This window comes from Mesorhizobium sp. M5C.F.Ca.IN.020.29.1.1 (assembly GCF_003997375.1).
GTDB classification, from domain to species: domain Bacteria; phylum Pseudomonadota; class Alphaproteobacteria; order Rhizobiales; family Rhizobiaceae; genus Mesorhizobium; species Mesorhizobium wenxiniae.
The window spans coordinates 1-421 of sequence record NZ_RZSW01001205.1 but is presented as its reverse complement, the minus strand read 5'-3'; the positions used below and the strand labels follow the sequence as shown (position 1 = coordinate 421).

Annotated in this window: 1 protein-coding gene; it reads right to left on the bottom strand. The window is 70.5% G+C overall.

All coding sequences use genetic code 11. From position 1 onward, the window contains the following. The coding region (locus EOA85_RS37990) for a hypothetical protein (RefSeq protein WP_164760221.1) at nt 1-421 on the bottom strand (421 nt) is incomplete at both ends.

Below are 421 nucleotides of genomic sequence, written 5' to 3'. Positions count from 1 at the left end.
GCACGTCGGCGGCGGCAACGGCCAGCGCCCTGTCACCCGAGCGGCCGCCACTGGTCAGCAATTCGCCAAGCCCGCGCGCGCCGGCGCCGAACACGCCGCCGAGCAGCCCGGCGAAAGCAGCGTTTCGCAGCGCCAGATCCACGCCGCTTTCCAGGCCTGCCTTGGCCCGATAGCTCTGCACGATCGGCTGCAGGGCGAGCTCGACGCCGGCGTTGACGGCGGCTTCCGAAAGCGCAGTCGACAGGATCCTGCCGGCAACCGTGCGCGTAGCACCTGGGCCGCCGCCCAGCATCAGCGTGCCGACCTGGACCGGATCGCGTATTGCGCCAATGCCGCCGCCGGCGAAAGCGGCAATCCATTTCAGGGCGCCGCTCCTCGACCCGGCAAGCTGCGAGAAACGCAGATCGGCATCGCGTGTCAG